Here is a 25,295-nt window from a genome sequence, read left to right as displayed (position 1 = left end):
ACACCTCTCGTGCGCGCGCGATGGATCGCGGCGGGATCATCGGTCTGACGGGATCGGTCGCCCCCGAGAGGTGGGCGCCACAGCCGGCGAAGGCGAAGCGATCATGCTAGCCGAGTCGTGGGGCCCGTCCGCAAGGCCCCCTCCCCGGAATCGCGCGCGCCGTCGGCGTCGGCGCCGCCCCGGGCGGTGACGCGGCGCGGCGGCCCGGGATGCCCAGGGCGGGGTGGAGCGCGCCGGTGATCGGGCTAGGCGAGGCGCGGCGGCGCGGGGGACGGCTCGGGCTGGGGCGGGGCGTAGCCTGCGCGCTGCAGGACGGTGCGCTCGTCGAACCAGAGCCGCGACGCGAGCGCGGCCGTCTTCTCGCGATCCAGGGTGATCCCGGGGTTGCCGGCCCAGGCCCAGAACTGGTTCTGGGGCTCCCACAGGTCGAGCCACAGCCCGACCCGCCGGGCGAGGTCCAGGATCCCGACGAGCTCGACGGCCCGCTGCGAGGCGGAGTGGCCGGCGACGAGCGCGTCGAGGCGCATCCGCACGAGCGCCTCGACCTCGCGGCGCACGGCCACCACGTCGAAGTGGGCCCCCAGGCGGCGCGCGAGCTCCACGGTCGCGAGCAGCTCGCGCTCGCCCTCCTCGATCCGCAGCGCGCCGGCGCGCGCGCGTCCGGTGATCTCTAGGATGCGGCGCGTGAGCGTGACGTCGGCCGCCACCCGCAGCGGCGTGGGGACCGGCGAGTCGATCTCGCGCAGGAACTCGATGAGCCGGCGGTTGTCGTCGTAGATCCGCAGGTAGTCGTCCTCGTACCGGCGCATCGTGCCCTCGAGCAGCACGTCGGCCACCCGGCGGCGCTCGTCGAGGAACAGATCGCGCAGGGCGTAGTCGCGCCCCGGGAATGCGCGATCCACCTCCCGCAGCAGGCGCGCGAAGGAGATGCGCTCGAGCTTCGCGAAGAGGACGCGCTCGATCTCCGCGTGCGCCTCCGGTCCCGGGTACGGCAGGAGGCCCGCCCGGAAGTCCGCGGCGCCGAAGTGGACCACGCAGTAGAGCGCGTCGAGCGACTCCCGCGTGATCATGCTCTCGAGGTGCAGCCGTCCGGTCGCGAGGGTCGCCGGACCGGACTGCGCGCTGCGGCCGGCCTCGAGCCGGTAGCGGAAGCAGAACAGCCTCCCCTCGGGCGGCGTCTCGCGCACCGAGCTCGCGATGGCGAGGTGCGCGCCGACGCCCTCCAGGGACACGACGCTCGGCCGCACCAGCGCCTCGTACACGCGCCGGCCGTCCCCCAGCTCGGCCACGTTGGAGGGGGCGCGCTCGAGCGCCGCGACGAAGCCGGGCTCGAGGTCCACGCCCGCGGCGTCCCGGGCGAGCTGGATGGCGCGGGCCGCGTACTTCATCACCTGCACCGTCTCGATGCCGGAGAGCTCCGCGAAGAACCAGCCGCAGCTCGTGAACATGAGCAGGGACTGGCGCTGCAGCTCGAGGAGCCGCAGCGCCTTCACCACCTCGTCGCCCGCCAGCGGGCGCCCCGCCTCGCGCCGCAGGAACTCCTCCGACTCCCGCCGGTCGGGATCGAGCACCACCTCGACGAAGCGATCGCGCGCGCCCCAGGGATCGGCGAGGAGGCTCGCCGCCTCGCGCTGATACAGGTCCGCGAGGGCGTCGCGCAGCCCCTGCAGCGCGGCGAGCAGCGGGGCGCGCCACGCCTGCGTCCAGCCGGGCTGGGCTCCGACGCTGCAGCCGCAGTCGGAGCGCCACCGCTCGACGCCGTGGGCGCAGCTCCACGACGAGCCCTCCGCGATCTCCGCCTCCCACTCCGGCGCGATCCGATCGAGCGCCTGGCCCAGGTTGACGAGCTCGACGTCGTCGCGGCGCGCCAGGAGCCGGAGCGCCGCGGCGAGCACCTCGTCGCCGCCCTTCTTGTGGTGGCCGAGCGTCTCGCCGTCGAGCGCGATGGTGAGGATCTCGTCGTGCGCGCGGCCGGCATCGAAGCCGCCCTCCAGCCGCCGGAGGAGCGCCTGCGGCGACGAGAGCGCCTCGCCGAAGGCGAGATCGCGCGCGATGTGCCCGTCGTAGAAGAACACCACCAGCTCGCGATCGCCTGCGCGCACGCGATAGGGACGCGTCGGGTCGAAGCGCGCGCCGGTCGCGTCGAGCCACTCGCCGCCCGGCGGCCGCACCCGGCGCGCCTGGTACGGCGACAGGACCGTGTAGCGGATCCCCTCCTGCGCGAGCACCTCGAGGGTCGGCGTGTCCGCCGCCGTCTCCGGCAGCCAGAAGCCCTCCGGGGCACGCCCGAAGCGGCGGCGGAAGTCGGCGAGGCCCCAGCGGATCTGCGTGAGACGATCGCGCGCCGAGGCGAGCGGGAGGATGGCGTGGTTGAAGCCCTGCGCGAGCGCGTTCCCGTGGCCGCGCCGGTCGGCGCTCCGCTGGTCGGCCTCGAGCACCCGCGCGTGGACGTCGGGCCGCTCCCGCTCGAGCCACGCGAGCAGCGTGGGCCCGAAGTTGAACGACAGGTGAACGTAGTTGTTGACGATGTCGACGATGCGGTCCTCGGCGCTCTTCAGGCGCGCCGCGCCGTTCGGCGCGTAGCACTCGGCGGCGATCCGCTCGTTCCAGTCGTGGAAGGGCTCCGCCGAGTCCTGGACCTCGATCTCCTCGATCCAGGGGTTCTCGCGCGGCGGCTGGTAGAAGTGTCCGTGCAGGCAGAGGAGGCGGCGCGTCACCGCTGCATGTTAGGCGCACCCCGTCCCGCACCCTGCCCCCCCGGTGGGCCGCGCAGCCGGCGGGGCCCGCGCGGGGCGTTTCGGTTATGTTGCCGCGCCATGAAGGTCGCCCTCACCATCGCTGGCTCCGACTCCGGCGGCGGCGCCGGCATCCAGGCGGACCTGCGCACGTTCGCCGCGCACCGCGTCCACGGCACCTCCGCCCTCACCGCCGTCACCGCGCAGAACTCGGTGGGCGTGACGGCCTGGGTGGCGCTCGAGCCGGCGATGGTCGTCGCGCAGATCGAGGCGGTCGCGACCGACATGACGGTCGCGGCCACGAAGACCGGGATGCTCGCCAGCGCGGCGATCATCGCGGCGGTCGCCGACGCCGCGGCGCGGCTGCCCCTCGGACCGCTCGTGGTGGATCCGGTGATGGTGGCGAAGAGCGGCGACCGCCTGCTCGACGCCGCCGCGGAGCGGGCCTACGTCGAGCGGCTGTTTCCCCGCGCCGCGCTCGTCACGCCGAACCTGCACGAGGCGGAGGCGCTGCTCGGGCGCCCGGTGCGCGACGTCGCCGCCATGTGCGCGGCGGCCCGCGAGCTGCGCGCGCTCGGCGCCCGCGCAGTGCTCGTGAAGGGCGGCGCGCTCTCCGGCGATCCCGTGGACGTCTTCTTCGACGGCACGGAGCTCGTCGAGCTCGCGGCGCCGCGAGTCGAGACGCGGAACACTCACGGCACCGGCTGCACCCTCTCCGCGGCCATCTGCGCGCGTCTCGCGCTCGGCGACGGCGCGCTCGACGCGGTCCGCGCGGCGAAGGCGTACCTGACCGAAGGGCTCCGCCGCTCGTACGCCGTGGGACGCGGGCGCGGTGTCCTGGACCACCTGCACCCGCTCCGCTGATGCGGCCGGAGAATGGCTACGGGCTCCAGGCCAGGAAGCGGCCGCCTCTCCTGTTGCCCGTAGCCCGTAGCAAGTAGCCCGTGGCCCCCAGCCCGAAGCCTGCTTCACCGACGGTCGCTCGCAGGGAGTGAAGGTGCTTGACGGTACGTCCTACACCCCGATGGCCCGCTCGCCCGCCCGCCACAATCGACGAGATCGAGCGGAGCGGTCTTCATCTCCGACTCGACAATCGATCAATTCGCAGAGTCGTCCGGTCGAGATCGCGAGGTCCGCGGGATGACGGGGCTTCGGGGCCAGGACGTCAAAATCGCACGGGGCGCCCTCGCGCATCGCGAACACCGCGTGGTAAGCCGACGATCCCTTTCGCACTCGGAAGGCTCCGAAGCGACCGGAGCCCACCACCAGCAGGAGGCGCGCCTCATGTGGATTCAGTGGCACTCGGGTCACGCGGTCGGGATCGAATCGGTCGACGCGAAGCAGCGTGACCTCCTGCACCGCACCAACCGCCTCGTAGAGACCGTCCGCGCCGGCCGCACGGACGAGGCGGTGACACGGCTCGAGCTGCTGCGCGTCGCCGCCGAGGCGCAGTTCCGCGACGAGGAGGCCCGGCTCCGCGACGCCGGGTCGCGCAGCCTGGCCCGCCACGCGCACGAGCACGAGCGCTTCCTCTCCGACCTCGACGAGCTGGTGGACGGCGTGACGCGGCGTGGCATCGTCGCGCTGCAGGAGGTCCGGTTCACCTCCTGGCTCCCGCGCTGGATCGACATCCACGTCGCGCGGACGCACAGCGACCTCGCGTCGCTGGGCAGCTCGCGCGCCGCGCCCGCGCTCACGGCGCGCGTCGCGGCCGATCGCGCGCTCTAGACCTCCGCCCCTGGTCCCGCCGGCCCGCGCGAGTCATCGCGTGTAGCCGGCGAGCCGGTACACCACCCGCCCCGCCAGCTCGCGCAGCACCGCCGTGCTCTGCTCGAGCGCGCCCGCCCGCGGCAGCCAGCTCCCACTCGGCCCCGTGCGCCGGTCGACCGGCAGCACGTCGGGCGAGAGGCCCACCGCGCGGAAGCAGCCCAGCGCGCGCGGCGCATGCGCGGCGCTCGTCACGAGCAGCAGCGAGCGGAGCCCGTGCTCGGCGGCGAGGTGCGCGGAGGCGATCGCGTTCTCGCGCGTGTTGCGGCTCTGCGGGTCCACCAGGATCGCCGCGGCGGGGACGCCCCAGCGGACGAGCGCGTCGCGCAGCCGCTCCGCCTCGGACGGCTCACCCGGCACCGCCGCGGGCGGCCCTCCGGAGAGCAGCAGGCGGCGGACTCGCCCGGCCCGCCACAGCTCGAGCCCGCGCACGACGCGATCGGCCGCGGCGTCGAGCTCCAGCTCTCCGCTGGCCCGCGAGGCTGCCTCGTCCACCTGGCCCGACAGGACGATCGCCGCGTCGTAGACCGCGCCCGGCCGGAAGGTGCGCTCCGCGCCCCTCTCGACGAAACGCTGCAGGCCGTTGGCGACCGGCGCGAGGGAGAACACGACGAGCACGCCCGCCGCGGCGAGCCCGAGCGTCCACGCCGCCCGCGCGCGCCGGTGGAGGAGCGCGGCGCAGAGGAGCAGCGCGAGCGCCCAGGTGAGCGGCGCCACCGCGAGGTCGAGGGTCTTCGAGAGGGCGAGGAACACGCCAGGTGGCCTACAGCGCGACGGTGATCCCGGCGCCGAGGTGGTGCACGAGGGAGAAGGTGTAGACCTCGTCGTTGTCGGCGCCGCCCTCGAGAAGGCGGTACCCGACGCGCGCCCGCACCCCCTCCCGCAGCGTCACCTCGAGCGCGCCCACGACGTCCTCGGCGCGTCCCTGCGGCGCGGCGAGCGCGTCGCCGTCGAGGACGAGCGCGAGCGCCGGCGTGAGGCGCCAGGCCACGCGGAACGACAGGAGCGGCACGAAGCCGGTGTCGGTCCGCTCCGCGTAACGATCGCCCTGGAGGGAGATGGCCGCCTCGCGGATCTTGGCGGTGACGCCGACGTCGAGGTCGAGCCGCTCGCGGCGGAGCAGGCCGTAGCGATAGGTGAGCCGCGGCGAGTCGAAGCGGAAGCGCGCGAGGACCTCGTCACCCGCCGCGAACGTCTCGCCCGCGAACGCGACCTCGGACGGCAGCGTGCCGCGCGACTCGAGCCGGAGGGGGGTGAAGAACGCGAAGAGCGTGTGCCGGCGGGCGAACGTCGCGCCGAGCCGCACGCGGAAGTACGGCGCCGCCGAGGCGTCGAGATCGTCGGTGAGCGAGATGAGCGTCCCCCCGTCGCCGGGGATGCGCACGTCGTCATATCCCGCCCAGGCCACGCCGATCTCGACGTCGACGAACGGCTCGACGGCGCGCGCCACGCCCGGAGCCGCGACCGCGAGCGCGGCGACGATCCAGCCGACCCTCATGACGACCCCTCCTGGCGGACCGCCGAGGCCACCGGCCTCGATGGATACCCGATCGGCGGTGTCGTCGCGCGGCCCTCGCCGGGGAGCGGCGCCGTGGGCGTACGGCCACGCCTGCCGTGTCCCGCCGTCCACCACTCCCACGAATCGCCCGTCCGCGCGCGCTCGCGCGACGGGCACGCCGGCTGCAACCGCCCTCCTCGAACCCGCAGCCCGAGGAGCCCCGATGCCCCGCCTGTACCTGCCGCTCGTCCCCGTCACCCTCGCCGCCGCGATCGCGGCGGCATCCGCCTGCTCGAGCCCGCGCGAGCCCGACACGCGCCTCATCCCGCCCGCGCTCCCGCTCGCCGCGGCGCAGGAGCCGGCGAAGCCGCTCGTCGCCGCCGCGCCGGCGCCCGAGACCGACCCCGCGCCGTCCGCGGAGGAGGTGAAGGAGTTCGAGCGGGCAGTGCCGAAGTAGTCTCGGCTCCTGCGACGGGGGAGCTCGCTCCTTCCGGCTGCGTCCCTCGACCTCGCCCCGCCGCGCAAGCGGCGGAGCGGAGTCGAGGGACGGTCTCGTGCGCCTTCGACGGCTTCGCCGCTCACGCCCAGCGAAACTCCGCCGTGAAGTGACGGAGATACCTCGCCTGGCGGGCGAAGCGCACCCCTCGCACGTCCCGCGCCCTGGCCTTGAGCTCCAGGATCACCTCGGCGGCGTAGTCGAAGTGGCTCTGCGTGTATACGCGGCGCGGGAAGGCGAGGCGCACCAGCTCGAGCGGGTGGTAGGTCTCGGTGCCGTCGTCGAGCCGCTTGCCGAACATCACCGACCCGATCTCCACGCCGCGGATGCCGCCCTCCAGGTAGAGCGCCAGCGAGAGCGCCCAGGCCGGATAGTCCGCGGCGGCGAGGTGGGGGAGGAAGCTCCGCGCGTCGAGGTACACCGCGTGGCCGCCGGTGGGCTCCACGATGGCCACGCCGCCCCGGAGGAGCTTCTCGCCGAGGTACTCGGCGGTGCGCAGCCGGTAGCGCAGGTAGTCCTCGTGCAGGACCTCCTCCAGCCCGACCGCGATCGCCTCGAGATCCCGCCCGGCCAGGCCGCCGTACGTCGGGAAGCCCTCGGTGAGGATGAGCAGGTTCCGCGCCGCCTCCACCCAGCGCTCGTCGCGCAGCGCGATGAACCCGCCGATGTTGGCGAGGCCATCCTTCTTCGCCGAGACGAGGCAGCCGTCCGCGAGCGAGAAGAGCTCCCGGGCGATCTCGCGGGGCGTGCGCTCCGACTGGCCGGGCTCGCGCAGCTTCACGAACATCGCGTTCTCCGCGAAGCGGCAGGCGTCGAGGACGAGGGGCTTGCCGTGCGCTCGGAGCAGCGCGGCGTAGGCGCGCACGTTCTCCAGCGACACCGGCTGCCCGCCCCCGGAGTTGTTCGTGAGCGTGATCATGCCGAACGGCACCCGCTCGCCCTTCTCCGCCAGGAGGCGCTCCACGCGGCCGAGGTCGATGTTTCCCTTGAACGGATGGCGGGTGCGCGGCTCGAGGCCCTCCGGGATGACGAGGTCGAGCGGCTCGACGCCGTCGTACTCGAGGTTCGCCCGGGTGGTGTCGAAGTGCGTGTTCGACGGGACGACGTCGCCGGGCTTCGTCGCGACGGAGAACAGGATCCGCTCCGCCGCCCGCCCCTGATGCGTCGGGATGACGTGCGGGTAGCCGGTGAGGTCCCGCACGGCCTCCTCGAAGCGGAAGAAGCTCCGCGCCCCGGCGTAGCTCTCGTCCCCTTCGATGAGGGCGGCCCACTGGCGAGCGGACATCGCGCCGGTTCCCGAGTCGGTGAGGAAGTCGAGGAGGACGTCCTCGGCGCGCAGGTGGAACGGGTTGAGCTTCGCCTGCTCCAGGAGGCGCGCCCGCTCCTCCCGCGTGGTCATGCGGATCGGCTCGACCGACTTGATCCGAAACGGCTCGAAGATGGTGGATGGCATGAAGTGGTCTCCCGCCGGGGTGTGCAGGCGAGCTAGCATGTCCGCCATGACTTCGTGGGTCTACGTGGGGATCGTCGTCGCGTACGTGGCCGTCATGATCGGCGTGGGCTGGCTCGCCATGCGCCGGACCCGGGACGTCCACGACTTCTTCATCGGGGGACGCAGCCTCGGGCCGTGGATGAGCGCGTTCGCCTACGGCACGACGTACTTCTCGGCCGTCCTCTTCATCGGCTACGCGGGGAAGCTGGGCTGGGCGTTCGGGATCCACACGCTCTGGATCGTCCTCGGCAACACGGTGGTCGGGACCATCCTCGCCTGGAAGGTGCTCGCCGGGCGCACCCGCGAGATGACGGCGCGCCTCGACGCCATCACCATGCCGCAGTTCCTCGCCGCCCGGTACGGCTGTCGCGGACTCCAGATCGCGGCCGCGCTGGTGGTGTTCGTGTTCCTCGTCCCGTACTCCGCGTCCGTGCTCATGGGGCTCTCGTACCTGTTCGAGATGACCCTCCACATCCGCTACGAGACCGCGCTCTACCTCCTCACCGCCATCACCGCCGTGTACCTGGTGATGGGCGGCTACTTCGCGGTCGCGGTGAGCGACTTCGTGCGCGGCATCGTGGAGTTCGCGGGCGTGATGGCGATGGTGTGGCTGCTCGCGCACCGGCCGGAGGCGGGCGGCTTCTTGGAGGCGACGCGGCGGCTGCTGGGCGACCCCGCCACCATGGCGCCGGGGCTCGTGGCGGTGAAGCAGGTGGGGGCGGGCACGCCCCTCGGCGTCGCGGTGCCGGGGTGGCTCACGCTCGCGGCGCTGGTCCTCATCACCAGCCTCGGGCCGTGGGCCCTCCCGCAGATGGTCCAGAAGTTCTACTCGATCCGCTCCCGCGCCGACGTGACGCGCGCGCTCGTCATCGCCGGAGTCTTCGCGCTCTTCATGGCGTTCGGCGCGTACTACAGCGGCGCCCTCACCCACCTCCGCTACGGCGCGCGCCTCCCGCCCGAGCTCGTCGGTCCGTCCGGCCCGATCTGGGACAAGATCATGCCGCACTTCATCACGACGTCCGGGCTGCCCGAGGCGCTCGTGCTCGTGATCGTGCTGATGGTCTTCTCCGCGTCGATGTCGAGCCTCTCGTCCCTCGTGCTCGTCTCGTCCTCCGCCCTCGGCATCGACCTGTACGGCGCGCTCGCGGGCCAGGGCCGGACGCCGCGGCACCAGATGGCGGTCCTCCGCGCGCTCTGCGCGGTGTTCGTCGGCCTCTCGCTGGTGATCGCGCTCGCGAAGCCCGCGGTGATCGTGAACCTCATGGTGATGAGCTGGGGCACGCTCTCGGCGGTGTTCCTCGCGCCGTTCGTGTACGGGCTCTTCTGGCGGCGCGCGAACCGCGCCGGCGCGTGGGCGGCCATCGTCGCGGGGCTCGCCACGGCCCTCGTGCTCTTCCCGGCGTGGGGCGGAGACGGCGTCCCGCTCGCCGGCGCGATCGCGACGCTGCTGCCGCTCGCCGTCCTCCCCGCGGTGAGCCTCCTCACCGGCGCGCCCGAGGCGTCGCGCGTCGCCCGTGCGTTCGGCGACGCCGACCCCGCGGCGGCCGCGGCCAGCGATCGCGACGCGGAGGGCGGACGGCGGGTGGCGGGGTGACCCGTGCCTGCTACAGCCGGTACGTGAGCGACGCGAGCACGGAGAAGGTGTCGCTGGAGAAGTCGCCGAGGTACGGGTTCCAGGCGAGCTCGCCTCCGAGGCGCAGCGCCTCGGTCACGTCGTAGCCGCTGCCGGCGGCGAAGCGCATCGTCACCCCCACCCCGTCGGCCGAGGCGTCGCCGAACGGCGTCTCGACGGAGGTGCGCGCCCAGTACAGTCCGAGCCCCGCGTCGCCGTAGACGCCGAGGCGGGGCGCGAGCGGCATCGAGAAGCGGGCCGCCGGGACGAGCCTCAGGATGTTCGTGGACTGGGAGTAGTCCCCGACGCCGGTCGAGGCCGACTCGGAGAAGCGCGTGTAGCCGACCGAGCCGACGGCGCTCAGATCGATCCTCGGACCGAGCGCCTGGATCGGCAGCTCGCCGTCGACGCGGAGGCCGAGGCCCGTCTCGCCGTCCGTGAGATCGAAGCCGGCGAGTCCTCCGACCCGCAGCCCCTGGGCTGAGACCTCGTCCGTCGCTACCGTGCGCGGCACCTCCTGCGCCCGCGCGGACTGCGCGCAGGCGAGGAGCACCACCGTCAGGCCGGCGACGCGCGAACCGCGTCCTCTCATGTGTCCTCCGGCCGGCCCCCTCCCGCACCGGCCACGGCTGCAGCCTCTACGCTCCGACCGCGGCGCGCGCGGGGAAACCCCCGTCGAGGCCCTTCACGGCGAGCCACGCCCGCCGACGCACGTAGCGCGCGCCGGCCCGGCCGGGTGGGATGCGCGGCACCCGCTCGCGCGGAGGCCGCGATCGCGGCGCCCGAGGCGGCGCGCCGTATACTCTCGCGCACGCCGCTGGATGCGGCGGTGGGGGCGCAATGACGAGCGCGGGGCCGAGACCGGCGGCGGGGGAGCGGCGCATCCGCGCCATCCGCAACATCGGCATCATGGCCCACATCGACGCGGGCAAGACGACCCTCACCGAGCGGCTCCTGTTCGTCGCGGGCCGCACGCACAAGATGGGCGAGGTGCACGACGGCCTGGCCGTGATGGACTGGATGGAGCTCGAGCGCGAGCGCGGGATCACCATCACCTCCGCGGTGACCAGCTTCGAGTGGCGCGGTCACGAGCTGCACCTCATCGACACGCCCGGCCACGTGGACTTCACCATCGAGGTGGAGCGCAGCCTGCGCGTCCTCGACGGCGCGGTGGCGGTGTTCGACGCCGCGCACGGCGTCGAGCCGCAGAGCGAGACGGTCTGGCGGCAGGCGGATCGCTACCGCGTCCCGCGCATCGCCTTCGCGAACAAGATGGACCGCGTCGGCGCCGACCTCGGCCTCACGCTCGCGTCGATGCACCGGCGCTTCCCGGACCAGGTGATCGCGGCGGTGCAGCGCCCGCTGGGCGCCGAGGCGGAGTTCGTGGGGTTCGAGGACCTCGTGGGCCGCCGCACGCTGCGCTTCACGGATCCGGACGATCCCCGCGCGATCGCGGAGACGCAGGGGCTCTCGCCCGAGGGCGAGGCCGAGCGGCAGGCGCTCGTCGAGCGCCTCGCCGACGTCGACGACGCCATGGCCGAGGCGGTGCTGGCCGACGCCCCGGTGGACGAGGAGGCGCTCCGGGCCGCGATCCGGCGCGCGACGCTCACCGGCCGCTTCGTGCCCGTGCTGTGCGGCTCCGCGCTGCGCAACAAGGGCATCCCCCAGGTGCTCGACGCCGTCTGCGACTACCTGCCCTCCCCGCTGGACGTGCCGCCGGTGCGCGGCGAGGACCCGCGCAGCGGCGAGGAGGTGGTCCGCGCCGCGGACGAGGGGGCGCCGCTCGTGGCGCTCGCCTTCAAGGTGTCGCTCCTCGACGAGCGGCGGCGCCACGTCTTCCTGCGCGTGTACTCAGGCAGGATCGCCGAGGGCGACACGGTCTGGAACGCCAACCTGCGCAAGCACGAGAAGGTCGCGCGCGTGCTGCTCATGCACGCCGTGCAGAAGAAGCGCGTGCCGGCCCTGGGCGCCGGCCAGATCTTCGCCGTCACCGGGCTGAAGGAGACGCGCACCGGCGACACGCTCTCGGACCCGGGCCACCCGGTCGTGCTGGAGCGGCTCTCCGCCTACGAGCCGGTCATCTCCCAGGCGATCGAGGCCGCCTCGCTCTCGGATCGCGACGCGCTGCTCGAGGCGCTCGCGCGCATCGCGGACGAGGACCCGAGCTTCCGCTCGGGCGAGGACCCCGACACGGGCCAGCTCATCGTCTCGGGGATGGGCGAGCTGCACCTCGAGGTGGTGGCCGAGCGCCTGCGGCGGGAGTTCGGCCTCCAGGTGCGCACCGGGCAGCCGCAGGTGCTCATGCGCGAGACGCTCACCGCCGCCGCCGAGGCGACGGCCGCGTTCGAGCGCAAGACCGAGGAGCTGGAGCTGTTCGGAGAGGTGACGGTGCGCGTCGGGCCGCTGCCGCGCGGCGGCGGGTTCCGCTTCCGCGTCGATCCTGCCGCCGAGGCCCTCCCGTTCCTCAGGCCCGAGCTCCGCGCCGCCGTGGAGCAGGGGGCGCGCGAGGCGGGCGAGGCCGGCGTGCTCGAGGGCTATCCGCTGCAGGACGTCGAGGTGGTGCTCGCCGGCGCGAGCTGGCGGGAGGGCAGCTCGAAGCCCATGGCGTACAAGGTGGCCGCGGCCGACGCGGTCCGCGAGGCCGCGGCGCGCGCCCGGCCGGTGATGCTCGAGCCGGTGATGCGCGTCGAGATCGTGGCGCCCGGCGAGCACCTCGGCGCGCTCATCGGGAGCCTCGACCAGCGCAAGGGCACCATCCTCGACGTGGCGGAGCGCGGCGCGGCGACGAAGGCCATCCAGGCCGAGGCGCCGCTGCGGCGGATGTTCGGTTACGCGACGGAGCTGCGCTCGCTCACTCAGGGGCGAGCCGTGTTCACCATGCGCTTCGACCGCTTCGACGCGGTGGCGTGACCGACGCCCCGCCGTCGACGCGGCGGCCGTCGGGCGCGTCAGGCCGCGGCGCGCGCGACGGGCAGGCGGCGATCGTGCTGCCGCATCGCGCGGACGAACAGCACGAAGAACAGCGGCGCGAGGGCCGTCACGACGACCACCGCGGCGAGCGCCGTCACTGCGCCGAGCGCGGTGATGAACGCGACCGCGATGGCCTGCGAGAGGAAGTCTCCGACCGCGCGGATGCGCCTCGCGACGGTGGCAGGTGCGGGTGGGACTGCAGCGATCTCTGCCGCGATGCTCAGCGCTTCGGACTCGGAGTCGTTCATGGCGCCTCCCGATGAACCGTTGCGTCTTCGAATACGGGTTCACGCGCACCCGCGCGATGCGGCAACTTGTCGCGAGGTCCTGTTAATTCGCGTACTTGCGGCAGCCGATTTGATACGGATCACGTTGCACCCCTGGCCGCGATCGCGAGTTCCCGGCGCGTATCGCGAACGTGGACTTGTTCGGTCAATATCGACTACATCGGTCCATGTGCCGCGTTCAGCGGAGGGCGGCAGGGGTGAGGCAACCCATGAGGAACGGGCGCGGCGGGGCTCCTGCTCGATTCGCGGTCTCGGGATCAGGTCCAGGCGAGTCGCGCGCGCCGCCGCCAGTAAGCCTCGCTGGGCTCCACGAGCGGAGCGAGGGTGGCGAGCTCGTCGGGCGCGAGGGCGAGGCTCGCCGCCGCCAGGTTCGAGCGGAGCTGCGCCACCGTCGCAGGGCCGAGCAGCACGACGTCTGCGAAGGGCTGGGCCAGCGCCGCGGACAGCGCCACGGCGTCGGGCGTGGCACCGCGGGCGCGCGCGACCTCGCCGAGCGGGCCGGAGCGCGCGGCGTCTCCGCGGGCGGCGAGCCGCCCGTTCGCGAGCGCCTCCTTCACCATCACCGTCCTGCCGGCGGCGTGCGCCTCGCGGAGCGCGTCCTCGCAGCCGCGCTCCAGCAGGTTCCAGGTGGCCTGGACGCTGGCGAAGAGCGGCGCGCCGCCGCGCGTCACGGCGAGCGCCCGCCGGACGACCTCCGGCTGCTCGGCGCCGCTGACGGTGACGCCCACCCGCACGCCCCCGTCGCGCAGGCGCGCCAGCGCGTCGAGCACGGCGGCGTCCTCGAGCACGCCGGTCTCGAGCGTGGCGGAGTGGAGCTGGTACAGGGCGAGGTGGGGCCCGAGGAGGGCGCGGGACTCGGCGAGCTGGGCCTCGAGAGCGGCGAGCGAGTGGTCCTTCACCTCGTGCCGCTCGGCGTCGAGGCGCCAGCCGCCCACGTAGCGGTAGCCCCACTTCGAGGACACGATCACCTCGCCCGGCGCCCGGCCGCGCGCGTCGAGCCACGACCGCACGAACGCCTCGGCGTCGCCGTACGAGCGCGCGGCGTCGATCCAGCGGATCCCCGCCTCCCAGGCCGCGTCGAGGATCGCGTGCGCGCGCGCGCGGAGCCCCTCGGGGCTGCGAGCGCCGGCGAGATCCTCCGCGCGCCCGGGGGTGATGTACGCGGGGCGGCCGATCGCCGCGGTGCCGACGGCGAGGCGGAGGACGGGAGCCGGGGCGACGCGCTCGGGGCTCATGCCGGCGTGCGCGGCGGCGTCACGAGCGCGGCTGCTGCTGCTGCAGCAGCTTCGTCGGCACGCCGCCCGTGATCCGCTTCGCGGTCTGGCCACCGCGGAGCCGCCCGTCCTTGTCGACGCCGTTCACGATGGCGACCTGCTCGACCGGGACCGTGGACGGGAACTGCGCGTTGAACTCGGTGACGGTCATGTCGCGCGGGACGCGCACGAGCTCGATCTTCGCAGGCTGGACGCCCTCGGCGGCCTTGTCGGTGAGCGGGCCGAAGCTCGAGATGGCCTGCTTGAAGGCGGCGTCGTGGGAGGAGAAGGCCTGGGCGGGCGCGAAGCCGACCAGCTGGAACGTGAGGCCGCCGTGGGAGACGAACGACACGATGCCGTTCAGCACCCCCTGCTCGGTCTGCGCCTGGAAGTAGGCGGCCGACGCGGGCTGGCCGCCCACGGTCCCGGTCTGCGGCGCCTGGAGGGGCTTCACCCCTTCCTGCTGGAAGAACTTCTTCGTCGCCTCCTCCGGCGAGAGCTTGCCGGCGCTCGCGAGCTGGAGCGCCCCGTCCTCCTTCGGGCTCACGGCGATCACCGCGCTCGGGGTGTTCTGCGCCTTCCAGCCCTGGGGGAACCGCATCTGGAACTTCATGGCGGGGTGGAGGAACAGGTCGCCCTTGAAGAACCCCTGCCGCGGGTCGTCCCCGAACACCATGCCGCCGAGCATCTGGAGGTAGCGCTCGTGCTCGACCTTGGCGTTCGCGGGGATGCTCGCCTTCGCGGCCCGCTCGCGCGCGGTCTCGGCGCGGTTCCCGGGGTCGGGGTGCGTGGAGGCCCACTCCGGCACGCGCCCCGCGCCCTGCGCCGCGCTCGCCCGCTCGAGGGTGACGAACACGTTCGCCATCTCGCGCACGTCGTACCCTTGCTGCCCCATGTACTTGAAGCCGAGCTGATCCGACTGCCGCTCGGCGTCGCGCCCGTACTTGAGGAAGAGGAGCTGCAGCCCGGCCGCGGCGGCCTGGCCGAGCTGTGCGACCTCCGGCGACAGGATCATGCCGACGCCCAGGCCGAGCTGGGCGAGCTGCTGCTTCGAGATCTGCTCGACCGAGTGACGCGCCGTGATGTGGCCGATCTCGTGGCCGAGCACGCTCGCGAGCTCCGCCTCCGAGTTGAAGTGCGTGAGGATGCCGCGGGTGATGAACACCGGGCCGCCCGGCAGGGCGAAGGCGTTCACCGTCGGATCGTCCAGCACGGTGAACTGCCACGGCAGGTCCGGCCGCTCCGACCCCTTCGCCATGCGCGTGCCGATGTCCCGCACGTACGCCTGGACCTTCTCGTCCGGATAGACGCCCATCTGCGCCTTGATCTGCTCGGCGGACTGCTTGCCGAGGGCGATCTCCTGGTCCTCGGAGACGAAGGAGAGCTCGCGCTTCCCGGTGACCGGGTTGCGCGCGCAGGCGGCGAGCGCGAGGGCGACGAGTGGGAGGGCGAGCAGCGGGCGAGCGGGCGAGCGAGGGATCATGGGCTCTCCTGGCGGACGTTACGTGCGGGGCGCCCGCCTGGGCATGATCACGCGCGGGAGCCGCCCCGCATTCAGTTTACGGTGGGTCACGCCACCGCGCCGCCCCATCGCCCGGCCGTCCCCGAGGGAGGCGGGCGAAAGGGCGCCGTGGGGGGTGAGCGCGGGGAGGCCCCCGCCCGCCGCCCCGCGGGGCTACGTCCCCAGCCGCCGCAGCACCTCGTCCGCCATGGCGCCGGTGGACAGGGACCCGCCGAGGTCGCGGGTGCGCGCACCCTCGGTGACCGCGGCGTCGGCCGCCTTCTCGATCGCCGCCGCCTCGGCCTCGAGGCCGAGCGAGTGACGGAGCATCATCGCGGCGGAGAGGATGGTGCCGAGCGGGTTCGCGATCCCCTGCCCGGCGATGTCCGGGGCGGAGCCGTGGATCGGCTCGTAGAGCCCCGGGCCGCCGGCGCCCACCGAGGCCGACGGGAGCATGCCCATCGAGCCCGCGAGCACGGACGCCTCGTCCGTGAGGATGTCGCCGAACATGTTCTCGGTGACGACGACGTCGAGCGACGCCGGGCTGGTCACGAGGCGCATCGCCGCGGTGTCCACCAGCATGTGGTCGAGCGCGACGTCGGGGTTCGCCGCGCCGATCGCGGTCGTCACCTGCCGCCACAGCCGCGAGGACTCGAGCACGTTGGCCTTGTCGACCGAGGTGACCTTGCGACGCCGCCCGCGCGCGAGCTTGAACGCGAGCTCGACGACGCGGCGGACCTCGTAGTCGTGGTACTCGAGCGTGTCCACCGCGCGCACGTGGCCGTCCTTCTCCTCGCGCCCCTTCGGCTGGCCGAAGTAGAGGCCGCCCGTGAGCTCGCGGATGACCAGCAGATCCACGCCGGCGAGCCGGTCGGGCTTCAGCGGGGAGGCGTCCACGAGCGCCGGGTGCACGCGCACCGGGCGGAGGTTCGCGAAGACGCCGAGCCCCTTGCGCAGCGCGAGGAGGCCCTGCTCCGGGCGGACCTTCGCCGCGGGGTCGTCCCACTTCGGCCCGCCCACCGCGCCCAGCAGCACCGCGCTCGACGCCTGGCAGGCGGCGAGCACCTCCGGCGTGAGCGCCGTCCCGTGCCGGTCGATGGAGCACCCTCCCATGAGGTGCTCCGAGAGCTCGAAGGTGTGGCCGCCCTTCTTCGCCACCGCCTGCAGCACGCGGATGGCCTCCGCGGTCACCTCCGGCCCGATGCCGTCACCGGGCAGCACCACGATCTTCGCTCTCACGCTTCGCTCCCTCCGTTCTCGGCGGCGACCGTGAGCCCGTACTCCAGGGCGTCCACGATGGCGCGCCAGCTCGCCTCGATGATGTTCGGCGACGCGCCCACCGTGCTCCAGCGGCGCGTGCCGTCCTGCGTGTCCACGAGCACGCGCGTGACCGCCGCGGTGCCGTTCTTCCCGTCCAGGATGCGGACCTTGTAGTCGATGAGGTGCAGCTCGGCGACGCGCGGGTAGCGCGGCAGGAGCGCCTTGCGCAAGGCGGCGTCGAGCGCGTCGACCGGGCCGTCGCCCTCGGCGGCGGTGTGCAGGACCTCCCCGTCCACGCGGACCTTCACCATCGCCTCGGAGAAGAGCCCCCGGCCCTCGCGGTGCTCCACGTTCACGAGGAAGTCCACGAGGTGGAAGGGCGGGCGGTACTTCGGATCCTGCCGCTTCATCATCAACGCCACGGACGCCTCGGCCGCCTCGAACGAGAAGCCCCGCGCCTCGAGGGCCTTGATCTCCTCGAGCACGTCGGCGACGCCGGCGCCCGCGGCGAGCCCCAGCTCCTCGGCCTTCGAGAGCAGGTTGCCGCGGCCGGAGAGCTCGGAGACGACGACGCGCATCTGGTTCCCGACGAGCTCCGGCACGACGTGCTGGTACGAGGCGGCGTTGCGCCGCATGGCCGCGACGTGGATGCCGCCCTTGTGGGCGAAGGCGGATCGGCCGACGTAGGGCAGGTGCTCGTCCGGCGCGAGGTTCGCGACCTCCGCCACGAAGTGCGAGAGCTCCGCGAGCGACTGGAGGTGGCCCTCCGGCAGGCAGCGCAGCCCGAGCTTCAGCTCGATCGCGGGCATCACCGAGCACAGGTTCGCGTTGCCGCAGCGCTCGCCGTACCCGTTGATGGTGCCCTGCACGTGGGCCGCGCCCTCGTGGACGGCGGCGAGCGAGTTCGCGACCGCGGTCTCGGAGTCGTTGTGCGCGTGGATTCCGAGCGGGGTCTTCACCTTGGCCCGCACCGCGCGGACGGTCTCCGCGATCTGCCAGGGGAGCGAGCCGCCGTTGGTGTCGCACAGCACGAGCGTCTCGGCGCCGCCGCGGGCGGCCGCCTCGAGCGTGGCGAGCGCGTACGCCGGGTCGGCCCGCCAGCCGTCGAAGAAGTGCTCCGCGTCGTACACCACGCGGCGACCCCGCTCGCGCAGCCAGGCGAGGCTCTGCTCGATGATGCGCAGGTTCTCGTCGAGGCTCGCGCGCAGCACGTCGGTCACGTGCAGCGTCCAGGTCTTCCCCACGACGGTGCAGACCGGCGCGCCGGAGTCGACGAGCGCGCGCAGGTTGGCGTCGTCCTCGGGGACGCCGCCCACCCGGCACGTGGAGCCGAAGGCGGCGATGGCGGCGCGGCGCCACGGCAGCTCGCGGGCGCGCTCGAAGAACTCGGCGTCCTTCGGGTTCGAGCCCGGCCATCCGCCCTCGATGAACGCGACGCCGAGCTCGTCGAGGCGGCGCGCGATCCGGAGCTTGTCCTCGCACGAGAGCGAGATGCCCTCGCGCTGGGTGCCGTCGCGCAGCGTCGTGTCGTAGATCTGGATCATGGCCCGTCCGTCGAGAGAGAAGGGCGAGTATACACGGCAGGGGCGCGCGTCCCTGGCCACCGCTCACGTCGATTCTAGAATCGGCGGCGGCGCCGGCCGGGCGACCGGCCCGCGGCTGCGCGAGGTCCGGCTCATCGCGCGCTGGCTCGACGAGGCGTTCCGCGTCCCCGGCACGGAGCTGCGCATCGGCCTCGATCCGCTCGTGGGCCTGCTCCCGGGCGTCGGCGACGTCGTCACGTCGCTCGCGAGCGCCTACGTGCTCGTCGCGGCCTGGCGGCTCGGCGCGCCCGCCGTGCTCGTCGCGCGGATGGGGCTGAACCTCGCGCTGGACGCGCTCGTGGGCGCGGTCCCGCTGCTCGGCGATCTGTTCGACGCAGGGTTCAAGGCGAACCTGCGCAACGCGCGGCTGCTCGAGGAGTGGGTCGCCGCGCCGGGCGAGGCGCGGCGGGCGAGTGGCCTGCTCGTCGCGGCGGTGCTGCTCGGAGCGCTCGTCGTCGTCGCGTCGGTCGCGTTCGTCGCGTGGCGCCTCGCGGCGTGGGCCTACGGAGAGCTGCGCGCCGGGTGACCGGCGTGTCGCGACGGCGCGCGCGCCCGCCCGGTGGCCGCGCGCGCGCGCCGGTCGCGCGCCGCCGGCCGGCGCTGCGGGACGCTCTCGACCGGCGCCTCGCTCTCGCGCGCCGGCAGGTGAGCGCCGCGCGCGATCGCGACCAGCGAGGCCACCTGCGCGAGCGTCCGGTTCGCCGCGGCGCGATCGAGCGTGTCCTGCACGGTGCCCTGCACGGCGCGGGCGACTGCGCTGCTGTACTCGGAGTCGACGAGGGCCGCGCGCCCGCGCGCCCCCACCGTCACCGGAGGGTGAAACACCACCTTCCAGCGAGCCGGCAGCGGCAGCGCGAACACCGGCAGGCCGACGCTCGAGCCGAGGAGCGGCTCGAGGAAGCGCACGGTCCAGGCGACCGGCAGGCTCTCCTCGCCGCCGAGGATCGCGACCGGGACGATGGGCGCGTCGAGCGCGGCGGCGACCCGCACGAACCCGCGTTTCCACGGGCGCATCCGGTACGCCTCCCAGAACGGCTTGGTGTTGCCGTCGACGCCCTCCGGGAACACCCCCACGGTACGGATCTCGGGGGGAAGCCGCTCCGGGCGCCGGAAGGACGAGGCCGGGAGGGCGCCCACGCGGCTCAGGAACCTCCCCAGCACCGGCGCCGCGAGCGCGGCGTCCGCGGCGGCGAAGTACGGCGTCGCCTCGGCGCCGAGGGCGCGGCGCACGGCGAGCGCGAGGAAGAACGCATCCAGCGGGAACCAGCCCGCGTGGTTGGGCGCGAACACGACCCGCCCGGCGCGCGGCACGTGCTCCACGCCCTCCACCTCGAACGAGAACCAGCCGAGCCGGACGAGACGCTCGACGAGCGGCACGAGCGTCCCGTCCACGAGCGCGCGATCGATGGCCGGTGCGGCCTGTTGCGTGACCGGCGTGCGACGCCAGAACCACATCGGCTTGCCCCCGGCCCGGCGGCCGCGGCCGGACGTGCGTCGCCTGCACGTCCGCCTCCCCCGCGCGAGCCACGGCAAGGCTGCGCTCCTGAAGCCAGGACGGACAGTCCCCCTCACGGAGCCCGCGTCCGGGCGTGCGCGAGCCGCAGGTGCGGCGTAAGTGAGACGTCCCAGGACCCCGCTGTCCCGGCGCGCCGCGCCGCACCCGGAGGAACGATGACCGCTGCGCTGGACTACGCCTCGCTCACGCTGCAGGACGCGCTCGACCTCGCGATCCTGATCGAGGAGGAGGCTCGCGACCGGTACCAGGAGTTCACCCGCGTCGTGGGAGGTCGCTACGCAGGCGACGCCTCGGACATGTTCCGGCTCATGGCCTCGTACGAGACGCGCCACGGCGCCGAGCTCGCCGAGCGGCGCCGCGCCCGGTTCGGCGACGCGCCCAGCCGCGTGTCGCGCGAGCAGCTGTACGACGTGGAGGCGCCCGATCCGGGCAAGCCGCGGGTGTTCATGTCGGCTCGCCAGGCGCTCGAGGTGGCGCTCTCGTCGGAGGAGAAGGCGTTCGAGTTCTTCTCGTCGGCGCTGCCCCACGTGAAGGACGCGGAGGTGCGGGCGCTCTTCGAGGAGCTGCGAGGCGAGGAGCGGAAGCACCAGGAGCTCGTGCGCGCCCGGCTCGAGAAGCTGCCGCCGGGGCCGGACGTCGAGGAGGACGAGGCGGACGAGCCGGGGTCGGATCCGGGGAACTGAGGGAACCGGGACGAGCACTGCGCAGGACGTCCGCCGGGGGCGGCGGGAGGTCCCGCGGCCGCGGCGGCGGAGGTGCCGTGTCGGAGGAGAATGGGCCGAGGGACCGCGGCTCGGAAACGGTGACGTCGTCGAACGGTGTCGCGCTCGCCGGCGCTTCCTGCTATCTCGCAGCCCCTCGGGAGGACGACCGGATGGCGAAGCCCAAGATCGAGGAGCTGGTGAAGGGGAAGGGCCTGGAGGCGGAGCGCGGCAAGACCGTGCAGGTGCACTACACGGGCTGGCTGACCGACGGGACCCAGTTCGACTCGTCGGTGGGCGGGGAGCCGTTCTCGTTCCGGCTGGGCGCCGGCGAGGTGATCGAAGGCTGGGATCGCGGCGTCGCCGGGATGCGCGTCGGCGGCAAGCGCAAGCTCACGCTGCCTCCCGAGCTCGGCTACGGGGCCCGCGGCGCGCCCCCGGCGATCCCGCCGAACGCCACCCTCGTGTTCGAGGTCGAGCTGCTCGCCGTCTATTGACGCGCGGCCGGACCTGCCACGGCGGGCTCCGCCGCCGCTCCGCGACCCGGACGCCGGCGAGCAGAGGCTAGAGCGGCGCGCAGTGCGGGAGCGCAGACGCGCGCGCCTCGTCGACGAGCTGGAAGCGGTAGAGCCGGCCGCAGCGCAGCACGTGCTTCACCTCCCCCCCTTCGTCGAAGAGGATCGGGAACCCGGCGCGGCGCCACTCCCGGCGGGTCCCCACGGTGTTCAGCACCCGGGCGACGGTCGGCGGCGTCGACGCGTCGTCCTCCCCCACGAGCTGCCAGCAGTCCGGCTCCGGGGCGGTCGGCAACAGGGCCATGTTCACCTCCGCGTGCTCGCCCAACCTAGCAGCGGTCGTGGCTCCGAGGAGACGTCCTGCTTGTGTTCGACCGAACCGGGGACGCGCGTCAGCGCGCGCGCAGCAGGAACTGGACCGCGCCCCAGATGCCGGCGACGCCGGTCGCGACGTAGAGGACCCCGGCGGTCACGGCCTTGCCGCCGGTCAATACGCCGGAGGTCGTCCTCATGGTCCGGCGGATGAACCCATCGCGCACGCCCAGCCAGGCACAGGCGACCCCCGACGCGAGCAGCACCGCGGCGGCGATCCAGTGAAGCGGGTTCCCGCGATCCAGGAAGAACTCGATGGCCGCCTCCCCTGCGCGCTCGTGGGATTCCAGTCTAGCGCGGGCGGCCGCTCGGTTCAGTCACCCTCGCCCCCGCCCTCGCGCCCGTAGGCGCGATCGGGATCGAGGCCGAGCCGCTGCAGCGTCTCGCGGTCGGGGAAGCCCGTCGCGGCGAGCTGCTCCGACTCCTGGAAGCGGCGGATGGCGCGGGAGGTCGCGTCGTCGAGCTCCCCCGCCCGATGGGTGCCGAGGAGGCCGCGGTCGGTGAGGGCGCGCTGGAGGTCCTTCACCGCCCCCGGCGCGAGGAGCGCCTCCGGGCTCGCGGGGATGCGCGGCCGGCCCGCCTCCGGCGGCACCCCCTTCTCCTCCGGCTGGTCGGGCGCCTCGGGCTTCTGCTCCTGCGCCTCCTCCGGCTCGGCCTCCGGGGACGTCGTCTGCTGCGGGTGACGGCACGCCGCGAGCGCCATCGCTCCGAGCAGCGCCAGCCCGGCCCGGCGCCGCGTCACGCCGGCAGTCACTCGCCCTTCCCTTCCGGCTGCGCCCGCGGCTGCGCCTCGCGTTTGGGCGACAGCGCGCGGCGGGCCTGCTTCAGGACGCCCTCCTTCTCCCTCGCCTTCGGCGGCGGGAGCCCCGAGAGCCCGTCCTGCAGCCCCCGCACGAAGGCGTTCCGCAGGATCCCGAGCACGGTGGGCACCGCCTGCGCCTTCGGGTCGTGGACGGTGCCCTCGAGCGGAATGGTGGTCGCCACGGCGTCGCGCCCGGCGACGTCGTCGCTGAAGAGCTCCAGCGAGGCGTCCGCGAGGAGCGCCTTGAGCTTCGCGCCCAGCCCGTCCTTCGCGGGCCGCATCCCCCCGTCCTTCACGATCGGGCGGACGCCTCCCGAGATGCGGCCGTCCTCGGCGCGGAACCGCACCGACATGTCCAGCTCGCCCCGATCCGGCGCGATCCCGGCCTTCGAGCCCACCAGCGTCGCGAGCTCGGCGAGCTTCAGCCCCTCGAGCCGACCCTGGCCCGCGAAGGTGAGCTTCTTCGCGAGGGGATCGGCCGTGGCGAACACCGAGACCGCCCCGGAGCGCTGCAGCACCCCGCGCGCGGCCAGCACCGTCGGCTCGTTCTTCGCGAGCGCCTTGCGCGTCGCGAAGTTCTCCAGCGTCCCCTCGAGCCGGTGCAGCCAGAGCTCCGGCTTCTCCGGCTCCGACTCGTCCACCCAGAGCAGCTCGCCGTCCTTCACCTGCAGCCGGTCGAGCAGGAACGGCGTCAGCTCCTCGAGCCCGCGCCCGACCTCCGGCGCCTCCTCGACTCCCTGCTCCCTCGACGGCGCCTTCGCGCTGACGAGCGTGAGCTTGGGTGCCTCGAGATCGACCGCCGCGACCACGTGCCCGCCCAGGAGCTCCTTGAAGTACAGGCCGAACCGGGCGCGCTCCACCTGGAAGTACGGCAGCGCCTCGCCCTCGGGGCCCAGCTTCTCGATGCGAAGCCCGGTGATCGCGTAGGAGAGGTCGTGGACGCTCACCTCCACGTCCTGGAAGCGCCCGCGCATGCCCTCCATCCCGGCGAGGACCTTCCGCGTCCGCCAGGTGACGAGCGGATCCAGCGCCGCGCGCGCCGCGACGAGCAGCAGCGCGAGGACGCCGAGCGCGACGAGGAGGCGCTTCGGACCGCGGCGCATGTCGAGAACCTAGGGCCTGCCCCACGGCGCGCGCATGCGCGAGGGCCGCGGCCGCCGGCCGGTGCCCGGGGGCACGCCCGCTCGCCGCGCGGGGCGCGCGCGGGGCGAGGCCGCCTCGATCAGACGCGCTCGAGCACCGCCACGAGGAGCCGCCAGAACGCCGCGACGGAGGAGATGCTGGCGTGCTCGTCGGGCGTGTGGGCGTCCTTGATGTCCGGGCCGATGGAGGCCATCTCGACCCCGGGGTACTTCTCGCCGATGAGGCCGCACTCGAGGCCGGCGTGGATCGCCTTCACCACCATCGGCTTGCCGAAGACCTCCGCGTGCACCCGGTCCACGAGCCTCACGAGCGAGGAGCCGGGCTCGGGCTTCCAGCCGGGGTAGCCGCCCTCCTGGCGCGCGTCGAAGCCCGCGAGCGCGCAGGTCGCCGCGATGCGCGCCGCGAGCGCCTGCCGGGAGGCGTCGATCGCGCTCCGGGTGAGGAAGGTGACGAGCACCGCGTCGTCCTGCGTCTGCGCGAGCCCGAGGTTCGTCGAGGTCTGGACGAGGCCGGCGATGTCCGGGCTCATCGCCTCCACCCCGTGCGGCCCCGCGAGGAGCAGGCCCACGACCGCCTGCGCGTCGGCGGGGGCCAGCACACGGTCGGCCGCGCCCGGCTCGACGTCGATGGCGAGGTTCGGGTCGAAGGCGCCGAGCGCCGCGCGCCACTCGCGCGCGAGCCGCGCCACGTCCTCGCGCAGCGCCCCCTCGCGCCCGGCCTCGACGCGCAGCATCGCGGAGGCCTCGCGGGGGATGGCGTTGCGCTTGTTGCCGCCGTTCACCGCCGCGATGGCGACGCCGTGCCGCGCGACGAGCGCATCGAGCACCTGGGCCAGGATGCGGAGCGAGTTTCCGCGCCCGGCCGAGATGTCGATGCCGGAGTGGCCTCCCTTGAGGCCCGAGACCTTGAGGCGCAGCGCGACGGTGCCCGGCGCCGGCGCGGCGAACGAGACCCGGCGCGTCGCGACCGTGTCCACGCCGCCGGCGCACCCGATGGTGAGCTCGCCCTCCTCCTCGCTGTCGAGGTTGAGGAGGAAGGGCGAGCGGAACCAGCCGGGCGCGAGCCCCTTCGCGCCCGTCAGCCCGGTCTCCTCGTCGATCGTGACGAGCACCTCCACCGGCCCGTGGCGCACGTCCTGGCTCGCGAGCACGGCGAGGCCGGCGGCGACGCCGATGCCGTTGTCCGCGCCGAGCGTCGTCCCGCGCGCCCGGACCACGTCTCCTTCCCGGTGGACGGCGATGGGATCGCGCGCGAAGTCGTGCGCCGTCCCCTCGTTCTTCTCGCAGACCATGTCGACGTGGCCCTGCAGGCACACGCCGGGGCGATCCTCGCGCCCCTTCGTGCCGGGCTTGCGGATGAGCACGTTCCCGAGCGCGTCGGTCAGGACCTCGCAGCCGAGCGCGCGGCCCTGGTCCGCGACCCAGCGGGCCGCCTCCGCCTCGCGCTTCGAGCCGCGCGGGATCCGGGAGAGCTCGAGGAAGTACCGCCAGAGGAGCCTGGGCTCGAGGTCGTTCAGGAGATCGCTCACGATGGGCCTCCGGTGCCGGTTGGAAATGGGCGCGCAGGGTAACACGAGCGGTTCCGGCGCTCGGCGGTGGGGGTCGCCCGGCGGGGCTGGACCGCCCTCCGTCCGGGGGCTGCTCGGGCCGGCGGGGCGTGCGAACTTAGCGGCGTGGAGCCCGGAGCGCCCGACCGACCGCGGGAAGAAGACCTCCGCTGCGCCTCGTGCGAGGAGCCGGTGCGACCGCAGGACTCGCGCACCTGCGCCGTCTGCGGCCGGCGCGCGTGCCTG

The 25,295-nt window shown here is 74.0% G+C and carries 24 protein-coding genes; 8 read left to right on the top strand and 16 right to left on the bottom strand.

The window, feature by feature from the left end; translation table 11 throughout:
• Positions 1-245: 245 nt before the first annotated feature.
• Complete coding sequence (locus ANAE109_RS09000) at positions 246-2,717, bottom strand: DUF3536 domain-containing protein (protein WP_012096544.1); 2,472 nt, start codon at positions 2,715-2,717, stop codon at positions 246-248.
• Positions 2,718-2,816: 99 nt separating this feature from the next.
• Between ANAE109_RS09000 and thiD the strand changes: the two genes are divergently transcribed.
• Together thiD and ANAE109_RS08990 are read left to right on the top strand one after the other, a co-directional pair.
• On the top strand, positions 2,817-3,599 hold the full coding sequence (gene thiD, locus ANAE109_RS08995) for a bifunctional hydroxymethylpyrimidine kinase/phosphomethylpyrimidine kinase (RefSeq protein WP_012096543.1): 783 nt from the start codon (positions 2,817-2,819) through the stop codon (positions 3,597-3,599).
• Positions 3,600-4,019: 420 nt separating this feature from the next.
• Positions 4,020-4,463: a bacteriohemerythrin gene (locus ANAE109_RS08990; protein WP_041448226.1), complete on the top strand. Its 444-nt coding sequence runs from the start codon at positions 4,020-4,022 to the stop codon at positions 4,461-4,463.
• 33 nt (positions 4,464-4,496) lie between these two features.
• Here ANAE109_RS08990 and ANAE109_RS08985 read toward each other — a convergent pair whose 3' ends face one another.
• Complete coding sequence (locus tag ANAE109_RS08985; protein ID WP_012096541.1) at positions 4,497-5,255, bottom strand: YdcF family protein; 759 nt, start codon at positions 5,253-5,255, stop codon at positions 4,497-4,499.
• Positions 5,256-5,265: 10 nt separating this feature from the next.
• A complete protein-coding gene (locus ANAE109_RS08980) occupies positions 5,266-6,000 on the bottom strand; it encodes a hypothetical protein (protein ID WP_012096540.1) in 735 nt (244 codons plus the stop codon).
• 223 nt (positions 6,001-6,223) lie between these two features.
• Between ANAE109_RS08980 and ANAE109_RS08975 the strand changes: the two genes are divergently transcribed.
• Positions 6,224-6,457: a hypothetical protein gene (locus tag ANAE109_RS08975; protein ID WP_041448225.1), complete on the top strand. Its 234-nt coding sequence runs from the start codon at positions 6,224-6,226 to the stop codon at positions 6,455-6,457.
• Positions 6,458-6,578: 121 nt separating this feature from the next.
• On the opposite strand, the gene ANAE109_RS08970 is transcribed toward ANAE109_RS08975, so the two are convergent.
• Entirely contained in the window at positions 6,579-7,997 is a 1,419-nt protein-coding gene (locus ANAE109_RS08970; protein ID WP_200860892.1) for a tryptophanase, read from the bottom strand.
• Here ANAE109_RS08970 and ANAE109_RS08965 point away from each other — a divergent pair.
• Positions 7,996-9,582, top strand: a complete 1,587-nt coding sequence (locus ANAE109_RS08965) for a sodium:solute symporter (protein ID WP_041449026.1) — start codon at positions 7,996-7,998, stop codon at positions 9,580-9,582. The genes ANAE109_RS08970 and ANAE109_RS08965 overlap by 2 nt on opposite strands.
• Positions 9,583-9,592: 10 nt before the next feature.
• Here ANAE109_RS08965 and ANAE109_RS08960 read toward each other — a convergent pair whose 3' ends face one another.
• A complete protein-coding gene (locus tag ANAE109_RS08960; RefSeq protein WP_012096536.1) occupies positions 9,593-10,192 on the bottom strand; it encodes an outer membrane beta-barrel protein in 600 nt (199 codons plus the stop codon).
• A gap of 248 nt (positions 10,193-10,440) precedes the next feature.
• On the opposite strand from ANAE109_RS08960, the gene fusA reads away from it, so the two are divergent.
• Entirely contained in the window at positions 10,441-12,510 is a 2,070-nt protein-coding gene (fusA, locus tag ANAE109_RS08955; RefSeq protein WP_012096535.1) for an elongation factor G, read from the top strand.
• A 38-nt stretch (positions 12,511-12,548) separates the two neighbouring features.
• On the opposite strand, the gene ANAE109_RS08950 is transcribed toward fusA, so the two are convergent.
• The 5 genes from ANAE109_RS08950 to cimA form a co-directional block, all read right to left on the bottom strand.
• On the bottom strand, positions 12,549-12,818 hold the full coding sequence (locus ANAE109_RS08950; protein ID WP_041448224.1) for a hypothetical protein: 270 nt from the start codon (positions 12,816-12,818) through the stop codon (positions 12,549-12,551).
• A gap of 296 nt (positions 12,819-13,114) precedes the next feature.
• On the bottom strand, positions 13,115-14,092 hold the full coding sequence (locus ANAE109_RS08945; protein ID WP_012096534.1) for an aldo/keto reductase: 978 nt from the start codon (positions 14,090-14,092) through the stop codon (positions 13,115-13,117).
• A gap of 19 nt (positions 14,093-14,111) precedes the next feature.
• Complete coding sequence (locus ANAE109_RS08940) at positions 14,112-15,593, bottom strand: M48 family metalloprotease (RefSeq protein ID WP_012096533.1); 1,482 nt, start codon at positions 15,591-15,593, stop codon at positions 14,112-14,114.
• A gap of 192 nt (positions 15,594-15,785) precedes the next feature.
• On the bottom strand, positions 15,786-16,850 hold the full coding sequence (gene leuB, locus ANAE109_RS08935; protein WP_012096532.1) for a 3-isopropylmalate dehydrogenase: 1,065 nt from the start codon (positions 16,848-16,850) through the stop codon (positions 15,786-15,788).
• On the bottom strand, positions 16,847-18,415 hold the full coding sequence (gene cimA, locus ANAE109_RS08930; RefSeq protein ID WP_012096531.1) for a citramalate synthase: 1,569 nt from the start codon (positions 18,413-18,415) through the stop codon (positions 16,847-16,849). Before cimA ends, leuB begins: the two co-directional genes overlap by 4 nt.
• Between cimA and ANAE109_RS08925 the strand changes: the two genes are divergently transcribed.
• Entirely contained in the window at positions 18,414-18,980 is a 567-nt protein-coding gene (locus ANAE109_RS08925) for a DUF4112 domain-containing protein (protein ID WP_049768554.1), read from the top strand. The genes cimA and ANAE109_RS08925 overlap by 2 nt on opposite strands.
• Here ANAE109_RS08925 and ANAE109_RS23370 read toward each other — a convergent pair.
• Positions 18,956-19,909, bottom strand: coding sequence for a lysophospholipid acyltransferase family protein (locus ANAE109_RS23370; protein WP_049768553.1), 954 nt, complete (start codon positions 19,907-19,909; stop codon positions 18,956-18,958). The two genes, ANAE109_RS08925 and ANAE109_RS23370, sit on opposite strands and share 25 nt — an antisense overlap.
• Positions 19,910-20,125: 216 nt before the next feature.
• Between ANAE109_RS23370 and ANAE109_RS08915 the strand changes: the two genes are divergently transcribed.
• The gene (locus tag ANAE109_RS08915; protein ID WP_012096528.1) at positions 20,126-20,653 is read left to right on the top strand and encodes a ferritin family protein; all 528 of its coding nucleotides are present in this window, start codon (positions 20,126-20,128) and stop codon (positions 20,651-20,653) included.
• 191 nt (positions 20,654-20,844) lie between these two features.
• A complete protein-coding gene (locus ANAE109_RS08910; protein WP_012096527.1) occupies positions 20,845-21,168 on the top strand; it encodes an FKBP-type peptidyl-prolyl cis-trans isomerase in 324 nt (107 codons plus the stop codon).
• 67 nt (positions 21,169-21,235) lie between these two features.
• On the opposite strand, the gene ANAE109_RS08905 is transcribed toward ANAE109_RS08910, so the two are convergent.
• The 5 genes from ANAE109_RS08905 to ANAE109_RS08885 all read right to left on the bottom strand — a co-directional run bounded on the left by ANAE109_RS08905 (position 21,236) and on the right by ANAE109_RS08885 (position 25,031).
• A complete protein-coding gene (locus ANAE109_RS08905) occupies positions 21,236-21,490 on the bottom strand; it encodes a hypothetical protein (RefSeq protein WP_143827936.1) in 255 nt (84 codons plus the stop codon).
• Positions 21,491-21,578: 88 nt separating this feature from the next.
• Entirely contained in the window at positions 21,579-21,764 is a 186-nt protein-coding gene (locus ANAE109_RS08900; protein ID WP_012096525.1) for a hypothetical protein, read from the bottom strand.
• 107 nt (positions 21,765-21,871) lie between these two features.
• On the bottom strand, positions 21,872-22,312 hold the full coding sequence (locus tag ANAE109_RS08895) for a peptidoglycan-binding domain-containing protein (protein WP_012096524.1): 441 nt from the start codon (positions 22,310-22,312) through the stop codon (positions 21,872-21,874).
• Positions 22,309-23,463 carry a DUF748 domain-containing protein gene (locus ANAE109_RS08890; RefSeq protein ID WP_012096523.1) on the bottom strand — a complete coding sequence of 385 codons (1,155 nt, stop codon included), beginning with the start codon at positions 23,461-23,463 and terminating at the stop codon, positions 22,309-22,311. The genes ANAE109_RS08895 and ANAE109_RS08890 overlap by 4 nt, the downstream gene beginning before the upstream one ends.
• A gap of 119 nt (positions 23,464-23,582) precedes the next feature.
• Positions 23,583-25,031: an aminoacyl-histidine dipeptidase gene (locus tag ANAE109_RS08885; protein ID WP_012096522.1), complete on the bottom strand. Its 1,449-nt coding sequence runs from the start codon at positions 25,029-25,031 to the stop codon at positions 23,583-23,585.
• Positions 25,032-25,295 lie beyond the last annotated feature (264 nt).

This window comes from Anaeromyxobacter sp. Fw109-5 (genome assembly GCF_000017505.1).
Lineage (GTDB): Bacteria > Myxococcota > Myxococcia > Myxococcales > Anaeromyxobacteraceae > Anaeromyxobacter.
This window is presented reverse-complemented; position numbering and strand designations above follow the sequence as displayed.

Bases quoted from the DNA above. Each gene is read 5' to 3' on its own strand.
- ANAE109_RS08990 (WP_041448226.1), top strand. From the start codon at position 4,020: ATGTGGATTCAGTGGCACTCGGGTCACGCGGTCGGGATCGAATCGGTC.
- thiD (WP_012096543.1), top strand. From the start codon at position 2,817: ATGAAGGTCGCCCTCACCATCGCTGGCTCCGACTCCGGCGGCGGCGCC.
- cimA (WP_012096531.1), bottom strand. From the start codon at position 18,415: ATGATCCAGATCTACGACACGACGCTGCGCGACGGCACCCAGCGCGAG.
- ANAE109_RS08945 (WP_012096534.1), bottom strand. From the start codon at position 14,092: ATGAGCCCCGAGCGCGTCGCCCCGGCTCCCGTCCTCCGCCTCGCCGTC.
- ANAE109_RS08965 (WP_041449026.1), top strand. From the start codon at position 7,996: ATGACTTCGTGGGTCTACGTGGGGATCGTCGTCGCGTACGTGGCCGTC.
- ANAE109_RS08950 (WP_041448224.1), bottom strand. From the start codon at position 12,818: ATGAACGACTCCGAGTCCGAAGCGCTGAGCATCGCGGCAGAGATCGCT.
- ANAE109_RS08970 (WP_200860892.1), bottom strand. From the start codon at position 7,997: ATGGCGGACATGCTAGCTCGCCTGCACACCCCGGCGGGAGACCACTTC.
- ANAE109_RS08980 (WP_012096540.1), bottom strand. From the start codon at position 6,000: ATGAGGGTCGGCTGGATCGTCGCCGCGCTCGCGGTCGCGGCTCCGGGC.
- ANAE109_RS08910 (WP_012096527.1), top strand. From the start codon at position 20,845: ATGGCGAAGCCCAAGATCGAGGAGCTGGTGAAGGGGAAGGGCCTGGAG.
- ANAE109_RS08915 (WP_012096528.1), top strand. From the start codon at position 20,126: ATGACCGCTGCGCTGGACTACGCCTCGCTCACGCTGCAGGACGCGCTC.
- ANAE109_RS08905 (WP_143827936.1), bottom strand. From the start codon at position 21,490: ATGGCCCTGTTGCCGACCGCCCCGGAGCCGGACTGCTGGCAGCTCGTG.
- ANAE109_RS08940 (WP_012096533.1), bottom strand. From the start codon at position 15,593: ATGATCCCTCGCTCGCCCGCTCGCCCGCTGCTCGCCCTCCCACTCGTC.
- ANAE109_RS08960 (WP_012096536.1), bottom strand. From the start codon at position 10,192: ATGAGAGGACGCGGTTCGCGCGTCGCCGGCCTGACGGTGGTGCTCCTC.
- ANAE109_RS08925 (WP_049768554.1), top strand. From the start codon at position 18,414: ATGGCCCGTCCGTCGAGAGAGAAGGGCGAGTATACACGGCAGGGGCGC.
- ANAE109_RS08890 (WP_012096523.1), bottom strand. From the start codon at position 23,463: ATGCGCCGCGGTCCGAAGCGCCTCCTCGTCGCGCTCGGCGTCCTCGCG.
- ANAE109_RS08975 (WP_041448225.1), top strand. From the start codon at position 6,224: ATGCCCCGCCTGTACCTGCCGCTCGTCCCCGTCACCCTCGCCGCCGCG.
- ANAE109_RS23370 (WP_049768553.1), bottom strand. From the start codon at position 19,909: ATGTGGTTCTGGCGTCGCACGCCGGTCACGCAACAGGCCGCACCGGCC.
- fusA (WP_012096535.1), top strand. From the start codon at position 10,441: ATGACGAGCGCGGGGCCGAGACCGGCGGCGGGGGAGCGGCGCATCCGC.